At 45.0% G+C, this 2,380-nt stretch carries 2 protein-coding genes; both read right to left on the bottom strand.

Annotated features, from left to right (window positions below; all coding sequences use genetic code 11):
• Positions 1-111: 111 nt before the first annotated feature.
• Positions 112-1,143: a DEAD/DEAH box helicase gene (locus CW305_RS10490; protein WP_104097868.1), complete on the bottom strand. Its 1,032-nt coding sequence runs from the start codon at positions 1,141-1,143 to the stop codon at positions 112-114.
• 3 nt (positions 1,144-1,146) lie between these two features.
• Complete coding sequence (locus CW305_RS10485; RefSeq protein ID WP_104097867.1) at positions 1,147-1,944, bottom strand: Hachiman antiphage defense system protein HamA; 798 nt, start codon at positions 1,942-1,944, stop codon at positions 1,147-1,149.
• Between the last annotated feature and the right edge of the window lie 436 nt (positions 1,945-2,380).

Raw genomic sequence — 2,380 nt, 5'->3', positions numbered from 1 at the left:
GCGGGTCTGCTTGCGCTTGCCTGCGTACTCGGCGTCGGCGAAGGTCATCTGCTTCATGGGAAAACTCGGCGAGGTGAAGTCGGGGGATTTTGCCAAATCAGGAAGTCTTTTTCAGACCTTCCCTAGGATAAGGTCATAGCAATTGTTGTATCTCGTTTCAAGAGATATCCACGAGTTTACGAAATGATCATAGAGCTGAAGCTCACCTGTTTCGCGGCCTTCCCTAAAGTCACAAAGGTGAAAGCGCTCTGATTTTACGTACTCGTCAATTCTGAAGCCTTTGATGCCAAGCTTAAGATAACGAACACGAAGATTGAGCTCGTCGCATATGAACGGTGTTAGAAACTTAAATGATGTACCTCTATTCCTTGCACCAGCCACGCATATCGATGTAGCTAACAGCTCATTTCGCCTGCCCCCACTGAGAAGGTTGTGAGCCTCGTCTACGAATACAATATCAAACGAAAGCTCGGAGTGCTCGCTCAATAGCCTAGTCAGGCGCTCTTGGGTTAAAACAAAAATCCGGCACTGTTTGTTGTCGGAGTACATTTCTGGGTGAGTAACTATCCTTCCGACAGTATCTATGTCAGCATCAACTAGTCTCTTTTTAGTTTGGGCGAGTAGCGCTTTGGAAGGCACAAGGATACATATTTTTTTGTGTGGATTGTCTCTGACTGTAGAGATTATTAATTCCGACTTTCCGTAAGAGGTGGGGGCGACAATAACAAGTGAGTTATCAGTTTCCTTGTGGACGAAATCTTGCAGCAATGACTGCTGTTCTGTCATTACTAGGCCGTTCTGTCTGAAGGTGTCAATGTAGCTATCAATATAATTTGATAGGAAGGAATCTGAAAGTCTTCGGTCGTTTTCAGGGTCTGAGTTGATAACTGCTGAAACAGGCATGAGACCGCTGTTAATTGCTACATCATATAGAGCGTCATAACGCCCGGATCGATTGCCGTAAAAGAGAACAATTCTATAGCCTAGTCGTTTTATATCTGCTGCTGAGTGGTTTAAAAATAATACTGCTATGGCAAGTAGCTTTACTATCTCGGAATCTGACAAGTCTATTCCGGAAAGAAATTTTAGATATAGTTCTTTAAAAGAAGTGTTAGCAAGCCGTCTAAGTGTGAGCTCTTTCATTTTCTAGCATCCTGCTTCGGACTTTAGAAAGCTCTCAATTTTATTGAGCGTTCCTTTGTGAATGGAGAGAGCAAAAAAAGATCTAAATATTCCTTTATTTTTTAGGTCTTCTGAAAAGTCCGATAGGGTGCTTTCCATAACTCTTACAGATACTTCACTAAAAAGCGCTGATACTAGGAACGCATTGTTATCTTCGCTGTTAGGTGAGCCGCAGGCAACTAAATCTCCCTCGGACTCAAGTATCTCTATAACTATATCTTTGTAATCAGATTTTGAGTCAATGGCAACGCGGGCGGCATGAATTGCGTTTTGCCAATGATTTAGCTGTTGCTCAGCGAGTCGTAGCTTTAAGTCATCACGAGCTGTGCATAATAAGTCGGCAGTCGTCGCGCTTTGATCCTTGCCTTTGTGAAGCTCACCCGATTTTACTTCGGTTATCCAGACTCCTTGGCTTGAGGACTCATATAGCAGGAGGTCAAAGCCTTTTTTTATGTTTCGCTCTTCTAGGTTGAAGAATGGAGATACAACTTCAAAACGAGGGAAAAGATTAAGTAAAATCACATGTGAGAGAAGTTCGCCAAGCATTCCTTTTTTAGTGAGGGCTGCTTTGGAGTTGTAGCGTTCCCAGAATGTTTTAATAGTGGTGCTATATTTATACATCTCTCTGCCACGACTTGCCTGTTGTGCGCCATGACAGATTCTAGACAAATTCTCTTTGATAGATTCCTTTAGTTCATCAGAGAAATTTTCCACGCAGCAAAGTGCATAGCCATTGCATTCCTCAAAGTACACCCCATCCACGCCACACCGTCCTTATGCAATGACCCAAATTTCCTAATATCAAGCCAGTTAGTAAGTCTTTCCTTCCGCCCACCGTAAGCAGTCCTTCTGCTTTCGTTGGCCAATTGCTATTGCGGGAACCTAATCCCCTAACCTGTAAAGGTAAAGAGGGGAGGTGATTACATTGGTCGAATTTTCTGGAATGGACTGGTCTAGCCAGCGCAGGGGAGGGCTGGAAGCTGCGTTCTATGGGGCTTTCTGGCTCAGCGGGGCGGTTCGTAACGGATTCATAATGCTCAGCACCGCATTTAATCGCCGCGCGCTAGACATCCCGGCGATTTTCAAGGTAGTTGTCGCGCGAGCGTGTCACGCTGCCTTTGGTGTTTGCTGCAGTACCGCTTCCCGCTCCGGGTTCAGGCACACGATTGGTGCCAGCACCCAGTTCCTGATGTTGCCG

The sequence above is a fragment of the Stutzerimonas kunmingensis genome, from assembly GCF_002929225.1.
In the GTDB taxonomy this organism is placed as follows: Bacteria; Pseudomonadota; Gammaproteobacteria; order Pseudomonadales; family Pseudomonadaceae; genus Stutzerimonas.
The sequence above is the reverse complement of the archived record's forward strand: the minus strand, read 5'-3'. Positions and strand labels throughout refer to the sequence as shown.

Coding starts and splice junctions, on each gene's coding strand:
- CW305_RS10490 (WP_104097868.1), bottom strand. CDS start 1,143: ATGAAAGAGCTCACACTTAGACGGCTTGCTAACACTTCTTTTAAAGAA.